Origin of the sequence: Crinalium epipsammum PCC 9333, from assembly GCF_000317495.1 — a bacterium.
GTDB classification, from domain to species: domain Bacteria; phylum Cyanobacteriota; class Cyanobacteriia; order Cyanobacteriales; family PCC-9333; genus Crinalium; species Crinalium epipsammum.
Genome location: NC_019753.1, coordinates 1,572,232 through 1,593,530, shown reverse-complemented (window position 1 = coordinate 1,593,530; position 21,299 = coordinate 1,572,232). Strand labels below are relative to the sequence as shown.

At 40.7% G+C, this 21,299-nt stretch carries 16 protein-coding genes; 7 read left to right on the top strand and 9 right to left on the bottom strand.

Features of this window, described 5'->3' with window-relative positions; genetic code table 11:
• Positions 1 to 92 precede the first annotated feature (92 nt).
• A complete protein-coding gene (locus CRI9333_RS06760; protein ID WP_015202419.1) occupies positions 93 to 1,580 on the top strand; it encodes a GTP-binding protein in 1,488 nt (495 codons plus the stop codon).
• A gap of 100 nt (positions 1,581 to 1,680) precedes the next feature.
• On the opposite strand, the gene CRI9333_RS06755 is transcribed toward CRI9333_RS06760, so the two are convergent.
• Positions 1,681 to 3,435 carry a mechanosensitive ion channel gene (locus CRI9333_RS06755; RefSeq protein ID WP_015202417.1) on the bottom strand — a complete coding sequence of 585 codons (1,755 nt, stop codon included), beginning with the start codon at positions 3,433 to 3,435 and terminating at the stop codon, positions 1,681 to 1,683.
• A 282-nt stretch (positions 3,436 to 3,717) separates the two neighbouring features.
• Between CRI9333_RS06755 and CRI9333_RS06750 the strand changes: the two genes are divergently transcribed.
• Positions 3,718 to 4,194, top strand: coding sequence for an SRPBCC family protein (locus CRI9333_RS06750; protein WP_015202416.1), 477 nt, complete (start codon positions 3,718 to 3,720; stop codon positions 4,192 to 4,194).
• Positions 4,195 to 4,353: 159 nt separating this feature from the next.
• Here the strand turns inward: CRI9333_RS06750 and CRI9333_RS06745 are convergent, their stop codons facing one another.
• From CRI9333_RS06745 to CRI9333_RS06725, 5 genes are all read right to left on the bottom strand, one after another.
• The gene (locus CRI9333_RS06745; RefSeq protein ID WP_015202415.1) at positions 4,354 to 5,193 is read right to left on the bottom strand and encodes a SirB1 family protein; all 840 of its coding nucleotides are present in this window, start codon (positions 5,191 to 5,193) and stop codon (positions 4,354 to 4,356) included.
• A gap of 273 nt (positions 5,194 to 5,466) precedes the next feature.
• The gene (locus CRI9333_RS06740) at positions 5,467 to 7,014 is read right to left on the bottom strand and encodes an NAD(P)/FAD-dependent oxidoreductase (RefSeq protein WP_015202414.1); all 1,548 of its coding nucleotides are present in this window, start codon (positions 7,012 to 7,014) and stop codon (positions 5,467 to 5,469) included.
• A 37-nt stretch (positions 7,015 to 7,051) separates the two neighbouring features.
• Positions 7,052 to 8,257 carry a beta-ketoacyl-ACP synthase gene (locus CRI9333_RS06735; RefSeq protein WP_015202413.1) on the bottom strand — a complete coding sequence of 402 codons (1,206 nt, stop codon included), beginning with the start codon at positions 8,255 to 8,257 and terminating at the stop codon, positions 7,052 to 7,054.
• Positions 8,258 to 8,357: 100 nt separating this feature from the next.
• Entirely contained in the window at positions 8,358 to 9,119 is a 762-nt protein-coding gene (locus CRI9333_RS06730) for a peptidylprolyl isomerase (protein ID WP_015202412.1), read from the bottom strand.
• Between the two features lie 187 nt (positions 9,120 to 9,306).
• A complete protein-coding gene (locus CRI9333_RS06725; RefSeq protein WP_015202411.1) occupies positions 9,307 to 9,873 on the bottom strand; it encodes a photosystem I assembly protein Ycf4 in 567 nt (188 codons plus the stop codon).
• A gap of 652 nt (positions 9,874 to 10,525) precedes the next feature.
• On the opposite strand from CRI9333_RS06725, the gene psbD reads away from it, so the two are divergent.
• From psbD to CRI9333_RS06695, 5 genes are all read left to right on the top strand, one after another.
• On the top strand, positions 10,526 to 11,584 hold the full coding sequence (gene psbD / locus CRI9333_RS06715; RefSeq protein WP_015202410.1) for a photosystem II D2 protein (photosystem q(a) protein): 1,059 nt from the start codon (positions 10,526 to 10,528) through the stop codon (positions 11,582 to 11,584).
• Positions 11,585 to 11,695: 111 nt separating this feature from the next.
• Entirely contained in the window at positions 11,696 to 13,060 is a 1,365-nt protein-coding gene (gene psbC, locus CRI9333_RS06710) for a photosystem II reaction center protein CP43 (RefSeq protein WP_157462412.1), read from the top strand.
• 251 nt (positions 13,061 to 13,311) lie between these two features.
• Positions 13,312 to 13,497 carry a PCP reductase family protein gene (locus tag CRI9333_RS06705; protein WP_015202408.1) on the top strand — a complete coding sequence of 62 codons (186 nt, stop codon included), beginning with the start codon at positions 13,312 to 13,314 and terminating at the stop codon, positions 13,495 to 13,497.
• Between the two features lie 515 nt (positions 13,498 to 14,012).
• Positions 14,013 to 14,330, top strand: coding sequence for a slr1957 family protein (locus CRI9333_RS06700; protein ID WP_041225968.1), 318 nt, complete (start codon positions 14,013 to 14,015; stop codon positions 14,328 to 14,330).
• A gap of 43 nt (positions 14,331 to 14,373) precedes the next feature.
• Positions 14,374 to 15,102, top strand: coding sequence for a pentapeptide repeat-containing protein (locus tag CRI9333_RS06695; RefSeq protein ID WP_015202406.1), 729 nt, complete (start codon positions 14,374 to 14,376; stop codon positions 15,100 to 15,102).
• Positions 15,103 to 15,221: 119 nt separating this feature from the next.
• On the opposite strand, the gene CRI9333_RS06690 is transcribed toward CRI9333_RS06695, so the two are convergent.
• The 3 genes from CRI9333_RS06690 to CRI9333_RS28315 form a co-directional block, all read right to left on the bottom strand.
• Complete coding sequence (locus CRI9333_RS06690) at positions 15,222 to 15,557, bottom strand: hypothetical protein (RefSeq protein ID WP_015202405.1); 336 nt, start codon at positions 15,555 to 15,557, stop codon at positions 15,222 to 15,224.
• Positions 15,558 to 15,697: 140 nt separating this feature from the next.
• Positions 15,698 to 16,567 (bottom strand): SWIM zinc finger family protein, encoded by an 870-nt coding sequence (locus tag CRI9333_RS06685; RefSeq protein ID WP_015202404.1) that lies wholly within the window; start codon positions 16,565 to 16,567, stop codon positions 15,698 to 15,700.
• 100 nt (positions 16,568 to 16,667) lie between these two features.
• Positions 16,668 to 21,281, bottom strand: coding sequence for an SNF2-related protein (locus CRI9333_RS28315; RefSeq protein ID WP_015202403.1), 4,614 nt, complete (start codon positions 21,279 to 21,281; stop codon positions 16,668 to 16,670).
• Positions 21,282 to 21,299 lie beyond the last annotated feature (18 nt).

Sequence of the window (21,299 nt, the reverse complement as noted above, 5' to 3'; positions counted from 1 at the left end):
CTCACGATAGCAAACGAGTTGTAATAGCTGCTTTAGCACTCATGCTCTATCCAAAAGGAGTAGGATCAAAATAAGTAAGAGGAGGAGCGGTTTTGACTAATTTAGTGTCGGACTCTAATCCTGATAATTTAAATTCTACTAATCTGGATCAGGAACTAGATAGCGCGATTTTCAGCTTTAAAGAGATTCAGGCAGAACTGAACTATAAACAAGCGACTGACGCACTCCGAGAACTGGTAGACAATCTCGACTTAAAGCCACAAGAAAGAGAGGGATTAGATTCGGAGATAGAGGGACTAGCAACCATGCTAGATAAGCTAGAACGCTCTGTGGTGCAGATTGCAGCTTTTGGCATGGTAGGCAGAGGTAAATCTTCGTTGCTCAATGCTTTATTAGGTCAAAAGGCGTTTGAAACTGGTCCCCTTCACGGTGTTACCCGTACAAGTCAAAGTAGTAGTTGGCGTGTAGAAAGCCAAAATTTATCTAACCAGAATAGCGATCGCACTGCTGATGTTTTAAGAGTCACACTGCCAAGTGTAGGCAATTCTCAGGTAGAACTGATTGATACACCTGGCATTGATGAAGTTGATGGCGAAGCACGAGAAATCTTAGCGCGTCAGATTGCCACGCAGGTTGATTTGATTCTGTTTATTATTGCTGGTGACATGACTAAGGTGGAATACGAAGCACTCTCGCAACTAAGGGAAGCGGGTAAACCGATGTTGCTAGTATTTAACAAAATTGATCAGTATCCAGAAGCAGATAGACAGGCAATATACCGCAAAATCAGAGATGAACGGGTGCGGCAGTTGCTTAAACCCTCAGAAATTGTGATGGTGGCAGCTTCACCATTAGTAGCGCAAGCTGTGCAACGTCCAGATGGCAGCAGAGGAATACAACGCCGTCAAGGATCGCCGCAAGTAGAGGAATTAAAGCTCAAAATTTTAGAAATTTTAGATCGAGAAGGTAAATCTTTGGTGGCATTGAATACGATGCTTTATGCCGATGACATCAATGATCAGTTGGTGCAGCGAAAAATGGTGATTCGCGATGAAAGCGCCAATCAGTTGATTTGGAAAGCAGTAATAACTAAGGCAGTGGCGATCGCACTTAATCCTGTAACCGTCGTAGATCTACTTAGTGGCGCAGTAATTGATATTTCCTTAATTTTGACTTTATCCCGACTCTACGGCATTGGGATGACTCAGCAAGGTGCTGTAGGTTTACTGCAAAAAATTGCCCTGAGTATGGGTGGTATTACTGCTAGTGAACTTTTAGCAAATTTAGGTTTAAGTTCTCTTAAAGGATTACTAAGTCTTTCTGCACCAGCAACGGGTGGAGCATCTTTAGCTCCTTATTTTTCTGTAGCGGTAACTCAGGCGGGTGTCGCTGGTGTCTCTGCTTATGTAATTGGACAAGTGACTAAAACTTATTTAGCTAATGGTGCTTCTTGGGGACCAGATGGACCAAAAGCAGTTGTAAATAGTATTTTATCAAACTTGGATGAGGCTTCAATTATTAACCGGATTAAAGATGAATTAACCGCCAAGATTGATTTACGTCGAGTGACCAATGGCTAATTTTGGGGAAGATGGGGGAGATGGGAGAGACGAGGGAGATTTAAATCAGAATCTGCTTAATTTACTCCTCATTCCTCACTTCTCGCCCCTTAAAATTAAGCTATCTCTGTTGTTTAAATGAATCTAGCCATTCTTGAACTTGACCTGCGGCAACGTCACGGCTACCCAAACCAAAGGCAAGTGCGATCGCGACAGCAATTGCTCCCAGTAATAACCCAAAAGCTAAGTTAACAATGTCACTAGCAATGCCCATTTGTTGCAGTGCCATCGCTGATACTAAGGCAATAATGGCAATTCGAGCCGTTTGACCTAAAATTCGCGACTGGCGAGATCCAGAACTGGTAATTAAGCTGTAAGCAAGGTTGGCTAAATATAAACCAATTGCAAACACTACTAAACCAGAAAGAATTCGACCTAGTACTACAACAATGCCGCTTACTAATACAGTAAGTGCTGCAATTTGCAAGACATTAGTTGCTGCTACTGTAGCAAACAACATAATCCCAACAAGTACCACAATCCCTGCAAGTTCTGAAGGTGTACGAGTGATAGTTGGTGTTGGTTGAATTACAGTTGCTTGTTGTGATGTTAATGGGTCAAATTCTGTATTAATAGAATCAAATTCTGTATTAGTAGAAAATGATGCTTCAGGTGCGCTGCTAGGAGGAAGAATTGCTTTCGGGCGTTGTGTTGGCAATCCTATCCAGGAGAAAATGTTATTAAAACCAAGCCCTGTAAGGATGTTTGTGACTAAATCTGAAACAAATCGTCCTAAGAAATAAGCTAACGCCAAAATTAACGCGGCTGTTAAAATTTGGGGAATGGCGTTGAGAATCTGCTGCAACATTGAAGTTGCTGGATCAGAAATCGCATCAATTCTCAGGGCATTTAAAGCTGCGATCGCTGTTGGAATTAAAATCAGTACATAGACAAACGTACCGATAATCCAAGAAAGAGATTTACCACCTGCTGGTTGATTCAACCCAACGCGATGACCTAACTGATCAGTACCAGTTGCAGCTAACAAATTTGTGACAATTCGACGTACTACCTGTGCAAGTAACCAGCCTGCAAATCCAATTAGCACCGCCGCTAAAATATTCGGCAGAATTGCCAATACTTCATTTAGTAGCGTCTGAACTGGTTGCAGTGTTCCCTGTAACTCTAAGGTACTGAGAACAGAAGGCAAGAATAGCAGAAAGATGAACCAGTACAGCGCATTTGCTAGGGTGTCACTCAAAGACAACTGGTTGGGTTGAGGAGAAGTAGATGAACCTACTTGTTGATTTAAACGCTCATCTAAACGCAGAGTACGAAGAGTGCGTGTTACTAATAATTTAACTGCTGTAGCTATTACCCAGGCGATGCCTAACAAAATGGCTGCGCCGCCTAATTTTGGTAAAAAGCCCAGTATTTGAGAAAGGAAATTATTTAAAGGTTGAGAAACAACGGTCAATTTAAGTTGGTCTAAAAAGGCGACCAACACCAAGATCATAACCAACCAGAAGACAATGCTGGAGATCCATTTTTCTACGGGTGGAGTATCAGCACTATCTGAACGTCCAGTGATCCAAGCCGCGAGCCGATTATCAATATCAGTACGCTTCAGTAGCCCATTAGTGATTGCAGAGGCGACAAGCGCCACTATCAAACCAATTACTAAAATTGCGATCGCAGCAACTAAATTTAGCAACGAGGGTCCTAAGCTGAAACCTAGACCTTGGAAAAGTCCGCTAACACCTCCGGAAATTGCTGGTTGAGGTTTGGCTGGGGTAGCCTGTGCTAATATTTGCGACCACAATAGCGGATCATCAGCGTTGATGCTTTGTGTAATTACTGACCAAGCTTCATTCATAGTTGGTAGGAAACCCTTTGCGACATTACAGGCAAAAATAAACTTGGGCTTTTGGCGGTAGCCATGATTGCTTTAGGATTATCTAGGGAATTCGTTGTATATACTGCAAGTTTGCTCACAATTCCACACTGAAATAACCGTTAGAGCAATATGGACAACATTATGCGCCACTTTATCAGCTTGTAATCTTCCTTTATAGTGAATTAAGCTTTAAAAGTCCCTGATTTGCATATTTTTAGACCTCAAACTAGACCAATGACCAGTGACCAATGACCAGCCTCAATGTTAAGTTTATTTCCACTCGGCTACTTAGTATTTATGTCGCCTCAATTTTTTGAACAATCTATCCAAATCAACGCCAACGCCACGATGGTTGAGCGTTGCATTACAGATTTAGGGTTAATGCACCGATGGCTTAATCCTGTGCTGGTTTGTGAACCAGTAGGTGAGTGGAGTACTGATGTTGGTAGTACAAGCCGTTTTGTGATTCAAATCCCTGTATTACAGCCCACCCTGAATAGTGTAGTGATTGAGAGGGAACCAGGGCTGGTAGTTTGGGGGTTTGAGGGATTTTTTCAGGGATGCGATCGCTGGGAATGTCAACCCAATGCTCAAGGAACGCTGTTACTCAATCGCTTTGAGTTTGAAATTCCCAATCCCCTAATTAGTTGGGGTTTCAATACGTTTGCAGCTAAGTGGACACAACAGGATATGCAAGCACAGTTAAAGCGTCTCAAAAGAGTAGCAGAGAACAATTAACAATTAACAATTAACAATTAACAATTAACAATTAACAATTAACAATTAACAATTAACAATTAACAATTAACAATTAACAATTAAAGAGCCTGTTTGCTTTGCGCCTTGAGTTATTTTAATTCAAAATTTATTTGTTATTCCGATCCTACAACTTTAATTTTATGGTAATTGATCATTGTTAACTGATAATTGTCTAAGCACTTGTCGAATCACTTCAGCATCTTCAGCGTCAGGAAGACGAGTGAGGTATGTTTTTAAATCCTCAGAAGCTTCTTGCCATCTTGCTAATTCATAGTAAAGCAAACCGCGATCGCGCAATTCCATTACAGCATCAGGAAATAGCAACAAAATTCGCTCAACTGCCGCCACCGATGAGCTAAAATTACGCTGACTTAAATAAATCATCTTTAAATTTGTCAGCATTCGTGCTAAAAATTGCCTATTACTTACAGGTTGCAGCAATTCTGCGGGGATTGAGGATATTGGCTGTTGGTAAATTTGGCTTAGTCTTTCCTCACAATCTTCATCAAACATAATTTCACCACGATTAAAAGCATCAACAAAAATGCCAACATTTTCAAACTCTGGGCGAATCATAAAATGCCCTGGCATTCCGATCCCTACCATTGGAAAATCAAGCCTACGGGCAATTTCTAAGTAAAGTAAAGAAAGCGTAATAGGAATGCCAGTACGCCGCTCAATTACATCATTTAAAAAGCTGTTGCGCGGATCATAATAATCTTTTTTATTTCCGGTAAAACCTAAGTCATCATAAAGATATTTGTTAATAGTTTGAATTGTACGCAATGGATAGCGTTGTTCTGGCAAACGTTCTTGAATCTCAGTTGCCATAGTATCTAGGGCGTTGAGATATTCCTCTGTATCGAGATTGGGATATTGTTCTTTTGCAATATATAGGGCTGCCTTGCCTAAATCAATTTGCGGTTCAGGCTGTTGGATTTCTTGGTAAAAGTATTGCCGAGCCAAATTAAAGTTCATATTTTTATAATTTAAGTTGATTGGAAAAAATTAATTACACGAATTAGGGAAATACTTGTGGCTTTAAAATTAATTTTTGGGTGAGATTTTACTCTGTTATTTTAGACGGATATACAAACAACTAAGACTATTGCAAAAATTAAATCTTTTGCCTAAGTCAAATTTTAGAGAATTAACCACAGATGCACACAGATAAACACAGATGTAATGATTATTTTAGGCAAGAAATTTATGATAATTTTTGATAAGATTTGATCAATTTATGCAACAGAGCTATCGGTAATCTGCTCCAGATCCATATCGCCAAGCATCAAGCAATCGCTGGTAATAGTATTGCTGTATAGGCGGCAACATTTTCTCTAGGGGCATCATCATTTTTCCTAAAGGATATAGCGCGGTATATCCTCCTAAAGTAAGATAATGCACCATCCAAGCCAGTAGCGTTTCTAATCCGACATGAGGAATGACTGGTAATACGATCGCAGGATTAGTTATTGCAGTTTTCAATAGCGTTTTTGATAAACCTGAAAATTGCACAACGTCTTGCAAAAATGGTCTAAGAACATCATCTCCTAACTGCGCCATCGACTGAAATACACCTGCAAGCAACTGGTTAATTTGATCGGGGTTAAGTTTTTGATCGATACCAGCACTCATCGCTCTTTGGAACATCCAAGTTGCAGCAATATTGGGCTGATAAGGTTGCAGCAGTGCTAAAGCATTCTGACTTATTGCATCACTTTGTAAAGCTTCGTGAATTCCTGTTGTTAAACGTTTCAGATGTCTTACTATTGCTCCGAAACCTCCAAAGCTGACAGGTGATTGGCTACCGCTACTATCTCCTACAAGCAATATCCGATTCCAAGGTGTTCTTAATGGGCTTTGTTTGTAGGAAGGAAAAAAGCCAAATAATGCTCTTTGAAACTGTAATTGAGAAAGTTCTATATTTTGATAGTGAGGTAACAAACGTAAGTATTCTTCAAATAAAAATTCTAAGCTAGGACGTTCTGGTTGAGCATCCATGTAGGTAAATAAATAAGTAGTTCTGCCATCTCTTGCTGGAAATGCTTCCCAAAAGTATTGGCATTGATGCTGCATAGGTGTAAAAGAAACAAATAAATCACCAGTCTCGTTTTCTGGAAATCCTTGAGCGCAGCTACCTACTACTAAACAAACCCCGTCGGGTTTTTGTCCTTGTCGCGCCTGTTGCGCTATAGGAGAAAAATGCCCCATTGCGTCTATTAATAAGCGCGTATTTAAAACTTTTTCGCCTGCTTCTACCCTTACACCATTGGTGTGAACAATTGCTGCACCAAAAGGTGTTTGTTCCAATAATTGACCACCAGCAGCCAAAAATTTTAACTTGAGAGTTTCTAAGAGAAAAACTGGGTCAACGCCAATGTTAAGAATATCTCGCACCCAAATATCAGGAGTATTAGGAAAGGCAATTCGAGCAGGGTTATATTGAGTTGCGATCGCACTCTCTAATTCTGTTTCTGAAAGTAAGCCTAATTCCACAAACGTTTCTAGTTCTTTGCGGGATATATTCCACTCTTGATCTCTACCACGTAATATCCCTCGCTCAATTACAGCAACGCGGTAGCCCTGCATTTGTAAAGTAGCAGCAATTAAAATTCCTAGTGTGCCACCGCAAATAACAATATCTAAATCTACAGTTTCTAAGGGTAGCTGGCTTTCTTTAACTACCGCAGGAATTGGTAAAGTATTATCCTTAATTGCTTCCCAGAGGCTATCAGCGCGACGTAGACCTCCTAATACATCTCCTGGTAGTTGTGAGAGAATTTCTGCCGTTAAATTCATGACAATTTATTTGATCTCAAAAAAAAGACTGCCCCTGCTACACCTTACCCAAAGCTAATACAGCATTCTGACCCCCAAAACCAAAACTCAAACAAAGCATCTTCTGTACCTCACGCGACTGTCCCACAGTGACAAAATCTAAATCAAACTCTGGTGCTGTTAAACCTACACAAGGAGGTAGCAAATTAGATTCCATCGCCATCAGACAAAAAGCTACGCCTAAAGCCCCAGAAGCCCCCAACGTATGACCTGTAGCACCCTTAGTAGAACTAACAGCAACACCTTGAGGAAATAAATATTTAATTAACTGTGCTTCATGGTGATCATTAAGCTGAGTAGCTGTACCGTGAGCGTGGATATAATCAATATCCTCTGACAAAAGTTTACTGCGTTCTAAACATTGTTTAACGGCTGCGATCGCACTACTACCCCTTGAGTCAGTAGCACATACATGATAAGCGTCTGCTGTCAAGCCAAATCCCAAAACTTCACCATATATTTTTGCATCCCGACGCTGTGCTAACTCGGCTGTTTCTAAAACAAATACTGCGCCACCTTCACCTAAAACTAACCCTGATCGTTTGCAGTCAAAAGGATACGCACCAGTTTTAGCTAATGCGCCCATTTTGTCAAACCCTGCCAAAGTTAGGGGTGTAATAGCTGCTTCCACCGCACCCGCAATAACACGCTGACATTGCCCAGTTTGAATGAGATTATATGCTTGTGCGATCGCCCATATACCTGTAGCACAAGCTGCCATTGGCGCTAATACAGGAGCCGCAGAACTTATTTGACGAGCAGTTGCGATCGCCGCTCTGTTAGGTAAAGTATCCAACCAATGCTCTAATTTTATGGTGTTCTCTTGAGCAATTGAAGATAAAGAAATTACACAATTAGAACTAGCAGTATCTTGATATCCTAATTGCTGCTGACTCCTATAAAATTGTCTAGCTAACTCTTCCCAAGATGCCTGACAACTGCGACTTGAGCCAATTACTACCCCACAATCAATTAAAGGTGGCAACAAACCAGCATCTTTTAATGCTGCTGCTACCACCAACTCAGTGATATTTGTAAGATTGTTGGGTATTTTACCAATCAGGGCTAGAGGAAATATTGGTAATTCTGTAAATATTTGGCGTGGAATAATCCCAGATTTACCTGCAATTAAACTTTTCCAAGTATTTTCCAGATCCCCTAAAGCCGAAATTAAGCCAACACCAGTAACAACAACCTCAACCACAAAATTTTAGGTTTGAATTTTAGATTGTAAATCGAGCAAAAAATTCAACTTGCGATCAAAATTAACAATTAACATTCAGACCTGATAATTGTTAATTGATCTACTGTGCTTTTTTCAAGTTTTCGATGCCCTTAGTGACCTTAGCAGATTCAATGCGATCGCCCTGTTGAATCTTGTCAACTACACTCATTCCCTCGGTAACTTTGCCAAAAACAGCATAATCGCCATCCAAGAACGCTAAATCTGCTAAAGCAATATAAAACTGAGAAGAAGCACTATCTGGATCTTGCGATCGAGCCATCGCCAACGCCCCCCGTGTATGTCTCAACACTGGTGGCTCAGAAATACCCGCGCTATTGAAAGTTTGGCTATAAATTGGACTTGTTGCCCCTTTTGGCTTGATTTCTAAAGGGATATAACGCTGTTGATTAGTAGCTGGATCAATAAAACCACCAGTTCCCAACCGCTCCTGTGGAAACTTCGGATCTTTACCTTGGGGATCGCCCCCTTGAACAACAAAAGGTTGTGGTTCCCGCACTACTCGGTGAAAAACCAGCCCGTCGTAAACACCCCGTTGAACCAAATCAACGAAATTACCAGCACTAATCGGGGCATTAGTTCCATCTACTTCCATCGTAATTGGAGAGCCTTTAACCGTTAAAACCACAGTGGCTTTGCCTTCAAGTCGCGGTAAATTACTCAGTTGTGGACTACTAGCCACAGGAGTAGGAACAGAGGTAGTTTGAGTACTTGTAGGGCTGGCTGAATTTACCCTAGATGCCTGTTGGGTATCACATCCACCAATAATCAAACCACCAACGGCTAAAAATAATAATAACCAGCGCCGGATTTCTATCTGCATTTTTAATTTACCTATTTGTAGCCAGAGCTACTGAATTATAAGCAGAGATATCAAAAGGTAGGAAACAAAAAAGTAGGGGGCAAGGAGAAGATTGCAGTCAATTACGGATGTAGTGAATTGCTTATAATCATTCTCCTGCCTGCCCCCTAGCCCTTACATATTATCAAACGGTACAAACCGCAACCGCTCATAATCCTTCCAAAGGAACACTCAAAAAACGAGCCAACGTAGCGCCCTCGCTTTCTAGCTCATACAAAGAGATCGGTTCACCAACACGCGATAGAGGAATATCCCGCCGTCCCTTAACTCGTAAATAGAGAGCGCGACGTGGGTTTAGTCCTTCTTTGATATCTACTCTAATTGCTTGGACATCCTCTGCCTTACAGTTAATTTCAATTCGGCGGTTTTTCCCAGGAAATCCCCATCTAAAAATGCGAATTTCTCCGGTTTGCTGATTAAATTCGTTGTAGCCACCGCCGATGTCCCAGAGGATCGCTAACCACAGGTATAGCGCCAGCAGTAAGCCAGCAGTACCGTAAAGCCCCATCGTTATCCCTTGGGGAACAAATAGCAGTTGAGTGGGATCGCTAAAAGGCAAAAGATTTACTTTGAGATAACTGGAAATTCCAGCTAAGAAAAAGCCTGTTGCTCCCACAGATACAACTGAAGCCCACCAATAGTTACTGAACCGACGAGAGCCTAAAATCGGTTGCTTAAGAACAGGGTTATCTGTAGAGATTGTCGGTGCAGCCATGAAATTTTAGTTAAATCCAACGTAAATTTAAAGAAAAATTGCTTCGATACTCCCACATATTTAAGCAGGTGGGATTAGTGGAACATCTGGGTTTGCTTACCAAAGTTAGTTTCTATTCTATGCCAGAGCAGGGTCACATCCCCACCCTTCTTCCTATCAAAACTTACGCATCTTAACAAAAGTAATACGTTAAGTTGAGTAACTAACCCAGGGTTTTATGAGAAAGTGCGTGTCAAATTGTAAAATTTCTGATATTTTCAATAAATAAACTTAAACAAATCTGAGACTCTGACCTCTTAGTAATTCCAGTCTAGATAAGAATGGATAGGTCTGGGTACAAAAGCAAGACTCTTGGCAATGCCTAGACCCAGAAAACGTTCCTTCAACTAAAGAAAAGCAGTTTAGGGACACAACCACTAAACTGCTGTTGGTTAAATCTATCAGGGCGTGAGTATGGTTGTTGTAAATTGGCTAGGATGTAATAGCTACAAGCAATTAGCTGATAGCACACTAGAGTCAGTCCTTGCCAAAAATCTTATCCTTGAACATGGATGGGATTGTACTGCCAAATATAAAATGTTAACTCCTCTGGTATTTAAGGTGTTGTTCCCCTTAAAGATCGAGGATTTGATTCAAACCAAGAGGTTTTAAGATGACAATTGCAGTTGGACGCGCCCCAGCAGGACAAGGCTGGTTTGACGCACTAGACGACTGGCTCAAGCGCGATCGCTTCGTGTTCGTAGGATGGAGTGGCATCCTACTATTCCCCTGCGCCTACCTCGCCATCGGCGGGTGGCTCACAGGCACAACCTTCGTCACCAGTTGGTACACTCACGGACTAGCCTCCTCCTACCTAGAAGGCTGCAACTTCCTGACAGTAGCCGTATCCACCCCACCTAACAGCGTGGGACACTCCCTACTACTACTGTGGGGACCAGAAGCCCAAGGCGACTTAACTCGTTGGTTCCAACTCGGCGGCTTATGGACATTTGTAGCATTGCATGGAGCATTTGCCTTAATCGGCTTCTGCTTAAGACAGCTAGAAATCGCCCGTCTAGTCGGCATTCGTCCCTATAACGCCTTAGCATTTACAGGTCCCATTGCGGTATTTGTGTCTGTATTCCTAATGTACCCATTAGGACAATCCGGTTGGTTCTTTGCCCCTAGCTTTGGAGTAGCAGCAATTTTCCGCTTCTTGCTATTCTTGCAAGGGTTCCACAACTGGACATTGAACCCCTTCCACATGATGGGAGTAGCAGGAATCTTAGGTGGTGCTTTACTGTGTGCCATTCATGGAGCAACAGTAGAAAACACCTTATTTGAAGACGGCGACAAAGCCAACACCTTCCGGGCATTCAACCCCACCCAATCAGAAGAAACCTACAGTATGGTGACCGCCAACCGTTTCTGGTCACAAATATTTGGGATTGCTTTCTCCAACAAACGTTGGTTGCACTTTTTCATGTTGTTTGTACCAGTTACAGGCTTGTGGATGAGTTCAGTTGGGATTGTGGGTTTAGCATTGAACCTACGGGCGTATGACTTTGTGTCCCAGGAAATCCGTGCTGCGGAAGACCCTGAGTTTGAAACGTTCTACACCAAGAATATTCTGCTCAATGAGGGTATCCGTGCTTGGATGGCTCCTGCTGACCAACCTCACGAGACTTTTGTGTTCCCTGAAGAAGTTCTTCCTCGTGGTAACGCTCTGTAAAAAAAGTAAAGTTGAATGTAGAATCAATTCATCTTAACTTTCTGTATTCATTTGTCATAATTCATCTCTTTGAAGAGGTAATACCCTGTGGAAACGCCCTTTAATAGTGCAATGGTTGCGGGCAGTGGTCGCGACCAAGAATCATCAGGTTTTGCCTGGTGGGCTGGGAACGCCCGTCTCATAGACTTTTCTGGTAAGCTGTTGGGCGCTCACGTTGCCCACCAGGGACTGATTGTATTCTGGGCTGGTGCGATGACTTTGTTTGAAGTCGCTCACTTTGTCCCAGAAAAGCCTCTGTACGAACAAGGCTTTATCTTGTTGCCTAACCTCGCCCGTTTGGGTTGGGGTGTTGGTCCTGGCGGTGAAATCACCGATACCTTCCCATACTTTGTTGTTGGTGTTCTGCACCTAATCTCCTCTGCTGTTCTTGGTTTGGGTGGCATTTATCATGCTGTTCGTGGTCCTGAAACCTTAGAAGAGTATTCTGCCTTCTTTGGTTACGACTGGAAAGACAAGAACAAAATGACCAGCATTTTAGGTTTCCACCTAATTGTGTTGGGCATTGGTGCTTTGCTGTTGGTCGCTAAGGCGATGTTCTTTGGGGGTGTATATGACACCTGGGCACCAGGCGGCGGTGATGTTCGTGTCATCACCAATCCAACTTTGAACCCAGCAGTAATCTTTGGTTATTTAACCAGGTCGCCATTTGGTGGTGAAGGCTGGATTGTCAGCGTTGATAACCTAGAAGATGTTATTGGCGGTCACATTTGGGTCGGTTTGATCTGCATCTTTGGTGGTATTTACCACATTCTCACCAAGCCTTTTGGTTGGGCGCGTCGTGCGTTCATCTGGTCTGGAGAAGCTTATCTCTCCTACAGCTTGGGTGCGTTGTCTTTAATGGGCTTTATTGCTTCCTGCTTCGTTTGGTTTAACAATACTGTTTACCCCAGCGAATTCTACGGCCCAACTAACGCTGAATCTTCTCAAGCTCAGGCAATGACTTTCTTAGTTCGTGACCAACGCTTGGGTGCTAACATTGGTTCTGCTCAAGGCCCTACAGGTCTAGGTAAATACCTGATGCGCTCTCCTACTGGAGAAATCATCTTCGGTGGTGAAACAATGCGTTTTTGGGATTTCCGTGGCCCTTGGTTAGAGCCATTACGTGGTCCTAATGGTTTAGAACTCAGCAAACTGAAGAATGATATTCAGCCTTGGCAAATTCGTCGTGCTGCTGAGTACATGACTCATGCTCCCAACGGTTCACTGAACTCTGTGGGCGGTATTATTACCGATATCAACGGGTTTAACTATGTGAACCCACGTGCTTGGTTATCTACCTCTCACTTTGTACTAGGCTTCTTCTTCCTAGTCGGTCACCTATGGCACGCTGGTCGCGCACGCGCTGCTGCTGCTGGTTTTGAAAAAGGTATTGACCGTGAAAATGAGCCAGTAATGGCAATGAATGAACTTGACTAGGCTCTACGTTTAGAGTTCTGGTTTTTTGACTAAGAACTGATAATTGATTAGGCTCTTGTTTTTATAACAGGAGCCTTTTTTGATAATTGGTGGTTAAATAGCTCTCTGTACCGTCAGCTATCAGCAGTTAGCTTTTTGAATAAAGAAAAGCCTACATAGCAAGCATTGCTTTAGAAGCTGATAGCTGACCGCTAATTGCTATAAATGAAACAATATACTGGTAATAGATAACTGATAATTGCTCACTGATTATGCGTGATGCTGATTTGACAGGAATTTTAGAGTGGACACCTGAAGCTAAGGTTAAGCTGAAGAATATTCCCTTTTTTGTACGGGCGCAGGCTCGTCAGAGGGTTGAACAATTGGCTCGTGCTACTGGTCAACAAATGGTGACAGGTGAATTAGTAGAGCAAGCACGGCTTGAGTTTGGTCAGTAAGCTAATTTTATCAATATGGTTAATGACCCCAGCGAAAAGCAAAGACAAAAGGCGAATAAATTTAGCTTTTTCGCCTTTTTGCTTTACTATACTTGGCGATGTCTACGACGCTGATCCGCCTACGCACTTTTTTAAATGCACCTTATTTAGATGCGCGGTAACTACCCAGGAAAAATTACGGCTATCAGGAGCGCATACTTCATTCAGCCTAGATCACTTAATTATGGTTGCTTAAGACTTTTCTAAACATCACCAAGGGCAAAACTGCTAAATACCTAGCAGCCATTTAAAATTATCTCAACCTTAAGGTTAGTTAAGCAAATAGCTATTTTTATATGTTTAGGTAGATAATTTTATTATGCTTTTAAACTTACGATCTATTTATAAATACTAAATCTTAAAAAATAATTATATTTTTTGCTGTCAGTAATTATTTAATAAAAACTCTAAGTAATTAAAAGTTTAAGAACTACTTGTTGATAATTAACAGGATATTTATGAATCTTAGTTTATCTATGAAGCATTTTTGTGAGCATTGGATTCAAGAATGGTGTGAAGAAAATGGTTGGACAGATTTAGTTATTGATAGTGGTAACTACTGGGCTTTTCCACCTGGTGCAGTTATGCCTGAGCCAATTCCTCCAAGAGCTTTAAAATTAATTAAAGCAAATAAAGGATTTTGCTTTGAAGAAAAGCTGTGCGTAGCTGCTGCGCTGGTTGTCAGTTTTAGTGGATCTATTTGCGCCTATGTAATTAAATCTCCAATTCCACTGGTATTAGCTTTTAGTTTTACCGCTCTTATGGTACCTCTACTTGAGGTTGAAGAAGTCTAGATTGCTAAATCAAAAATACTAATTATTTGGTAGACTGCTGTAAATGGATGAGCTAAATAAATACTACCAAGTACTGGGACTATCACCAGGGGCTTCTTTGGAAGAAGTCAACCAAGCTTATAAGGATTTAGCGTTCATTTGGCATCCCGATCGCATTCCTACAGATAATCCTCGGCTACAGCAAAAAGCTCAGGATAAATTGAAAGAAATAAATCATGCTCGCGATCAATTGCGGTTAATTGGAAAGAACCCTCCAACCCCGAAGGCTCAACCGCGTCCATCTAGCCAACCAACGCCTAGTTATTATAAGCAGCCGCCAACGCCTAGTTATTATAAGCAGCCACCAACGCCTAGTTATTATAAACAGCCACCAACGGCTTCTCAATACCAGGAGCGAAAACCTGCTTCAGATTTGAGCGGTACAAATATGAGTGGTGCGGATTTGAAAGAAAAAGATTTTTCGGGGAGAAATTTAAGTGATGCTAACCTTAGTCATGCTAACCTGAGCGATGCTTTTTTACATAAGGTAAATCTTCAAGGAGCAAATCTCTATAAGGCTAATTTATTTAGAGCTAATTTACTGCAAGCAAATTTGAGTAATGCTTGTCTGCGCGAAGCAAATTTGATTGGGGCAGATTTAAGTGGAGCAGATTTGAGGGGAGCAGATTTAACTGGGGCTAAAATAGGATTTAATGACAAAATAATGGTTAAGTTAACTGGGGCAATTTTGGCGGGGGCAATTTTTCCTGATGGAACAATTTATCCTGGTTAATTGCATTTTTCAGGAACATGATAAGTATCTGACGTGGTTGCCACCACGTCAGTATCATTGCTTATTTTCCTAATTTTTCTGACTCTCTCCAACCGCCATAGCTGCTCTGTTTTTTTGGGTTAGCTAGCTACACAACCGAAATTATCATTTTTGTGCTTATATTTGTTTTGGGCTGTTTTATAGACTGTCATAGTTCCTGAACAATACTTATCTAAGCGTCTCCCAGAACAACTGAAAGTATTTACCTGCTTGGGAACCCGTCTGCATAATACTGCAACTTCATTCGGTTTAGTAGTTGGACCTAAACCTACATTATTAAAGCCTTTAGCGAAGATAGGTTGGGCATATTGAGCAGCCTGGTTTGCAGTCAAAGGGGCGGCTGATGCAACGTCGATCATCCCCACCAGTGCGATCGGAATTATCCTACAATACTTTAAAACTTGAACTAGATTCATTTTCTGGCTCACCCTTACTTTTAGTGTTATAAACTTATAGTACAGTAGTAGAGATTTTGCTGTTGCTCAACTTCTACTTGCAATGCAAAACATTATTTATGTCAAGATGCCCACACTACATTAGTAAAGTTTTGTTAATTTTATTCTTCTCTATTTAATGCTGATACAACCGCTTGTTGGCTAACAGTTTGATAAATACTATTTAAATACTGATTAACTAGCTGGGACATATTTGAGCCAGGATTTGCTGTAGCATCAGATGCTAGTGGAATTGTTCCAAGTATATCTAAAATATTTTCGCTATTCGCTGCTGGTGTAATCACAACTAACGATGATTCTAATGGCTGGTTATACTGCCAAAATTGATTTAATTTTAACGGTGTTGGCTGTTGTTTTGGCTGTTGTAATTGAGTGTTAGTAATTTTTGTGTCTTCTGCGTCGGCTGGTAATGAAACATGAGCGCGACGCAGTTGGCGTAAGGTTTCAAGAATTTGCTCTTTTGTACGACCTCGTAGTTGAAATAATACAAATGGGTCTTCACTGAAGCGATCGCCTAACAAATAATATACTGCCCCAATATGCTTGCAAGGTACTTCTTTGTCAGGACAACTGCACTGGGAATGAACTTCTGGGAGGGTGAAGGGAAATAAGCTTAAACCATTTGCACTGAAAACTTCTTGAATGTTTTGCGGCATTATTCCTGCTAATAGTTGAGCAGAAAAAAATGCTTTTTGGGATAAGGTTTCAATGATATAACCCCATTGCTCATCATCGAATAAGTCAAGGGATATAGTAAGTTTATAAGGTTCTGGATCGGTTCCTTGTACTCTTGCTAAGACTTTTCCTCCTTCAAAGTCGATGTTAAGGACGTTGCCTTGTCTAGCGTAGTTACGCGCTCTTTCTAAACGCTTTTTAAAGCGGGAGGTTTCTAGTAAGTCTATCCATTGTTGCGCCCACCATTCTCTACTGGAAATATTGGTTGAGTTTTGAGGGTTATTTGTGGTATACATGATTCTTTTTGTTAACGCCAAGGGCGCAAAGGAAACGCAAAGGTCGCAAAGGGGGAATGGCGGTGATAAATATTCTTATAAGCTTGATGTGTTTGGAGTTTTATTCTTCGTCGATGATGGCGCTGCGATCTAGCATTAGTAAGTTGCGTAACTGGTTTGTATCCATTTTAGTTAGCCAGCTTTCACCTGCATCTACTGTTTGTTCTGCTAGTTGTTTTTTGCTTTCGATGATGTCGTTGATTTTTTCTTCTAGTGTACCGTTACAAATGAATTTATGGACTTGGACGTTGCGTTTTTGACCGATACGAAATACGCGGTCTGTTGCTTGGTTTTCGACTGCGGGGTTCCACCAGCGATCAAAGTGAAAAACGTGATTTGCTCTGGTTAAGTTTAGTCCTGTTCCTCCTGCTTTAAGTGAGAGGATAAATATTCTTGGTCCTTCTGGATCGTTTTGGAAGCGATCGATCATTTCTTCGCGTTGTTGTTTACGGGTGCTACCGTATAAAAATATGGTTTCCCAACCTAGTTTTTCTTGAAGATAGGGTTGTAGAAGTTTGCCTAGTTCGGCAAATTGGGTAAATATTAGGGCGCGATCGCCTTCTGATATTGCTTCTTCTAACATTTCTTCTAAACGTTGTAATTTACCGGATCTTTGATTAGTATCTAAGCTTTTTTCTTTTAAGAATTGTGCTGGATGGTTACAGATTTGCTTAAGTTTTAACAACAAGGTTAAGATTAATCCATGACGTTGAATGCCTTCAGATTCTTCAATTTCATTTAATGAATCATCTACCATTTTTTGATAAAGATTTGCTTGTTCTGCTGACAGTCCGCAGAATACGTTCATTTCTTGTTTTTCGGGTAAATCTTGAATAATTGTGCGGTCGGTTTTAAGGCGGCGGAGGATGAAGGGTTGAACGAGCGATCGCAATGTTCTTAATGAGTCTGTATCCCCATATTTTTCAATGGGAATTGCAAACCGTCGCTGGAAGAATTGACGGTTTCCGAGATAGCCTGGATTGAGAAAATCTAAAATTGACCAAAGTTCTGATAAGCGATTTTCTACAGGTGTACCCGTAAGCGCAATTTTAAACTCTGTTGGTAATTTTCGCACTGCTTGCGACTGTTTCGCTTCAGGATTTTTAATATTTTGCGCTTCATCTAAAATTACACCTTGCCAAGAAATATTTTCTAAACTTTTGGCATCTCGATAAACAAGTGCATAACTGGTAATTACTAAATCTTTACCTTTAATTGCTTTAGCAAAATTATTACCTTTGGCGCGTTTATCTCCATGATGCACTAAAGCTTGGAGCGTTGGGCTGAATTTATGTACTTCTCTTTCCCAATTTCCTAACACTGAAGTTGGACAAACTAAAAGCGTTGGTTTTGCTAATGCTTCTTCTTCTTTAAGATGCAATAAAAATGCCAAAGTTTGAATAGTATTGTGACAAAGGATATTATTGGCAACAAAATTGTGATGCTCACTCACCTCAAAATCATAAACCCACCCTTGATAATCAATTTCTTCAATTTCATCAATTTGACAATAAAAAACTTCTAGTTCGAGCAAACGCTGTAAACTTTTTTGAGTTAGAGTAAGCAATTCTAAATCGAGTTGATCATAGCGTTCAAGTGTTTTTACTGTCCATTTAGAAAGCTTTTGCTGACGATATTCTTTCTCTGCTTCACCACTAATAATGCGGTCAAATCCAGCTATTACTTTTTCTAAGCTAGTTCTAGAAAATTGTTGTGAACCATTTATATATACAGTGGTGTGCATCCCAAAATGACGCACAGGTAGCTGAGTTATTTCTATTGCCTTTGCTACGATATCCGAAGCCGGAATACCTTCAACGTTTGTATTACTTGCTATCTGACAGATTATTTCTAACTTGCGTTGCTTTTCGGGATTGCCAAATCCTATTTCTTGCAAAAACCTACGAGCAGAGTTACCACCAATCACACCAATATAATAAGTTCTAAATATACCAGTGCCATTAGTAGCCCGTTTCTGCTTTGGTTGTATTCTCATCCAAATTCCAAAGCGTCGCAGTAATACAGATAGTTGTTGGATTAGTACAGGTGAAGCAGTAGCAATCTCTATACTCCGCATACTATGAATAACCGCAGACTCAGCATCAAAATAGTTTCTGAGAAAGATACCCGCACTATTTAAGTCTGCTTGCATGATAAAAGGTGGAAAACTTTTTTCTGCTGAAAGTTTTCCCCATTTATATCCTCTAGATTCAAGGAATTTTTGATATTCTCTGCTATTCAAACTTAAATCGGCGGCTCGGTTATTAGCACGAATGCGAACAGCAGGACGATTGATATTGATGCCATAATTTTCGCTAAAACGGTGGAGTATTAGGCGTAATTCTTCTAAAGTTGCTGCATCTTTCTGGGTGATTTTAAGAGATGCTCGATTACACTCCTCATATCCTTCTGCAATTTGCCAAGCTAAGAATTTAACTAAATCTGGGTCTTCTGGTTTTCCTTCCCAAACTATTTTGGCTGGTACACAAACATAATCGCCAACTTGTAAGTTATTTGTCCACCCTTTATTCGTTAATAATTTGTGGCGTTGGGTAATAGTTATACTGCTGCCGTCTTTCAGCTTAATTGTCCTTAACTTTTCTTGGACATTTTGCCGATAAAGACGTTGAATTTGAGCTAATATAATTTTCCCAGTCTGCTCGTTTATAGCATTCACAATCAATGGATGCTTGGGATTAGCCCAAAAACCTTCACCATCGAACTGCTCATCTTGAACATTAGCTTGCCATATTTCTTCAGCTTTTTGGATTAAGCCATTGACAAAAACGAAAGAGTGTGGTAAAATGCACTTACCTAATCCCATATCGTCTGCTAAACAAGCGCCTAAGCCCCAACGTTCCAAGAAACTCAACCAACCTACTCCTCGCTCTTGGTAAGGTCGTAATTGTCCCTGGAAATTTGCGGGTGCTGGTAGGGGTGCGATCGCCTGATTATCAGTTAAATTAGTAATTAACTCTTGCAATACCCCAGAAGCCTCAAAGCTAACTACTGGCAATTTTTCCAATGTCTTCGTATCGCCAGTACTCAAACGTAAAGCATCTTCAACAGACAAAGATAAATTTTCTGGGCGCGTAGCTAAAATTGCTTCTGCTGCGCGGATATCTTGTGGTTGTAGTGCTATCCACTCACCATTTACTTCTACTAATGGTGTTTTCAATGCCATTAAGCGGTCAAATTCTGCCTTAGAAATAGTGCGATCGCCAACAGCTAATTCTAACTTAAATTTTAGTAAGCTTTGTAAACCTAAACGTTCTTTTTTATTAGGAACTTCTGCTTTAATCTTTAATCCCATTTTTCCGCTTAAACCTTTTCCAGGCATTAAGCTAGGTGGAATTACTACTCCTAAACCGCTATCTTGCAACCGCCATGCAGATGCTTTGATAAACTCATATACTTCTATTGGATTTAAGTTGTAAGAATCTGGCTGTGGCTGATGCAAACTCGGTTCTATTAAAGGATATAACCGCACAGCTAACCCTAAACCCTTAAGAAAAGTTTCTTGAGGATTTTCTATTGTCCTGTCTTGATAAACTAAATGTTCAACAGGGTTATTCCAAATTGTTTCGGCGTTTACTAAAAAATCTGGGTTATCAACAGCTTGAAGACAATACTCTAATTTCCATTCATTAACGCCTGTAGTTGGTGGGTGGAGGATAAAACAAGTACGAAATTGATTTTGTTCTAAGTTTTGATCGATGAAATTAATTAAATGCTCTTGAATTGGTGTTGTCCAAGACCGCAATGTTGTCTCTAAACGGGCTATTGTTGCTGAATCTGCCTCTAAAATACTAGAATCGCTTGCTAAAGATTGTAGCCACTGACGCACGATCAATTCTGCATTTTGTAAAGCATTCATCCCTGATTTAGGAAGCGATGATGCTGCGGCGCGACATTGGGAATCTATAATATTACTTAAGCATCCAAAAATTAATGTTTTTGGTTCTAATGCTAAAAATGCAGTATCAATTCTTTCTGATGTTAATTCTTGATTATTAACTTCTAACTGTTGATAAGTACGGCACAAAGTTGGCATTTGTTGGGCAAATGTTTCTAACCGCGCTTGATCTACAGCACTATCTAATAATGGTTGCCAACAAGCCGACACAGTACCATCCAACTGTCGATTTATTCCTGGTAAAAACTTAGATCTTGCTAGTAAATCTAAACTCCAACGGCAAACATGAGACCAAAAGCGGATATCTCCACCTAAATAAGCATCTGTTGCTTTAAAAGATCCTAGCGGTAATGCTTGTAAAAATTTAATTGCTTCTAAAGGTTCAAGGCAATATCCTTCAACTTGCCATAATTTTAGCTGACATTGCTGTAAGTCAAGATCGGATGTTTTAGGAGAATATTCCGGGTATTTTTGTGTTTCTTCGGATATCGGGGTGGGAAATGCGATCGCTTCTGATTTCCATCTATGTTTACCGTCTGTTTTCGCCTTACTACTTCCCGATGTTTCTAAAAATTTGCCAATAGTAAGATTGCGGGATTTTAAAAACGCAATGAACTCTTCTTGCGTCATTGCTAGAGGATGCGATCGTAGATCATCTTCAGCAATTTCAACTGAGGTAATTCTGCGCCATGTTTCTCCCCAAATAAATAAATAACCACCTTGAGGTTTAGTTAACCAACTACCATGTAATATCGCCATGCAAACAATCCTTATATG

What these genes read in the sequence shown, in the direction of transcription:
- CRI9333_RS06755 (WP_015202417.1), bottom strand. Translation starts at nt 3,435, where the DNA reads ATGAATGAAGCTTGGTCAGTAATTACACAAAGCATCAACGCTGATGAT.
- CRI9333_RS06695 (WP_015202406.1), top strand. Translation starts at nt 14,374, where the DNA reads ATGGATGAGCTAAATAAATACTACCAAGTACTGGGACTATCACCAGGG.
- CRI9333_RS06705 (WP_015202408.1), top strand. Translation starts at nt 13,312, where the DNA reads ATGCGTGATGCTGATTTGACAGGAATTTTAGAGTGGACACCTGAAGCT.
- psbD (WP_015202410.1), top strand. Translation starts at nt 10,526, where the DNA reads ATGACAATTGCAGTTGGACGCGCCCCAGCAGGACAAGGCTGGTTTGAC.
- CRI9333_RS06725 (WP_015202411.1), bottom strand. Translation starts at nt 9,873, where the DNA reads ATGGCTGCACCGACAATCTCTACAGATAACCCTGTTCTTAAGCAACCG.
- CRI9333_RS06700 (WP_041225968.1), top strand. Translation starts at nt 14,013, where the DNA reads ATGAAGCATTTTTGTGAGCATTGGATTCAAGAATGGTGTGAAGAAAAT.
- psbC (WP_157462412.1), top strand. Translation starts at nt 11,696, where the DNA reads ATGGTTGCGGGCAGTGGTCGCGACCAAGAATCATCAGGTTTTGCCTGG.
- CRI9333_RS06745 (WP_015202415.1), bottom strand. Translation starts at nt 5,193, where the DNA reads ATGAACTTTAATTTGGCTCGGCAATACTTTTACCAAGAAATCCAACAG.
- CRI9333_RS06740 (WP_015202414.1), bottom strand. Translation starts at nt 7,014, where the DNA reads ATGAATTTAACGGCAGAAATTCTCTCACAACTACCAGGAGATGTATTA.
- CRI9333_RS06750 (WP_015202416.1), top strand. Translation starts at nt 3,718, where the DNA reads ATGTTAAGTTTATTTCCACTCGGCTACTTAGTATTTATGTCGCCTCAA.
- CRI9333_RS28315 (WP_015202403.1), bottom strand. Translation starts at nt 21,281, where the DNA reads ATGGCGATATTACATGGTAGTTGGTTAACTAAACCTCAAGGTGGTTAT.
- CRI9333_RS06690 (WP_015202405.1), bottom strand. Translation starts at nt 15,557, where the DNA reads ATGAATCTAGTTCAAGTTTTAAAGTATTGTAGGATAATTCCGATCGCA.
- CRI9333_RS06685 (WP_015202404.1), bottom strand. Translation starts at nt 16,567, where the DNA reads ATGTATACCACAAATAACCCTCAAAACTCAACCAATATTTCCAGTAGA.
- CRI9333_RS06730 (WP_015202412.1), bottom strand. Translation starts at nt 9,119, where the DNA reads ATGCAGATAGAAATCCGGCGCTGGTTATTATTATTTTTAGCCGTTGGT.